Origin of the sequence: Mycolicibacterium stellerae (genome assembly GCF_003719305.1) — a bacterium.
Taxonomy (GTDB): Bacteria; Actinomycetota; Actinomycetes; order Mycobacteriales; family Mycobacteriaceae; genus Mycobacterium; species Mycobacterium stellerae.
In genome coordinates, this window is the sequence record NZ_RARC01000088.1 from 1 (window position 1) to 522 (window position 522).

General features: G+C 67.2%; 2 pseudogenes. Both read right to left on the bottom strand.

The annotated features are described in order from the left end of the window. Positions 1–278: pseudogene (locus D6M19_RS34080) on the bottom strand (NADH-quinone oxidoreductase subunit C); the annotation flags it as partial. Positions 279–376: 98 nt separating this feature from the next. Further along, positions 377–522: pseudogene (locus D6M19_RS34085) on the bottom strand (NADH-quinone oxidoreductase subunit B); the annotation flags it as partial.

Below are 522 nucleotides of genomic sequence, written 5' to 3' on the forward strand. Positions count from 1 at the left end.
CCCAGCGACAACTCGAACCGCAGACCCGCGTCGTCGCGCAAAGCCTGCATCACGGTGGGCAGCTGTTCGCGGCGCACCTCGAGGGTGAGCTGGTCGCGGTAGACCACCACCTTCTCGACGGCCGCCGCAAACGCCTGCTCACCCAGCACCGCGGTCAGCGTGTCGACGACCTCGTCGAAATACCCGCCGTAGGGGCGCGGCGAGCTGCCCGGCATCGCCACCTCGCGCACCAGCCGGCCGTAACCGGACGTGTCACCGGAGCCGGTGGGGCCGAACATGCCGCGGCGCACACCGACGACCTCCTTCTCGTCGTCGCCCCTGCCGTTCGCGCCGCCCGGATCCGCCCCGGTTGTGTGTTCTTCGCCCGAGTGGCTCGTCACCGCAGCAGACCCTTTAGTTCGATGGTGGGTGTGACCGCTAGTGCTGCCTTTTCGGCTTCGCGGACGGCTTCGTCGCGGTTGACGCCTAGCGGCATTTCCTGGATTTTGTCGTGCAGTTTGAGGATCGCGTGCAGCAGCATTT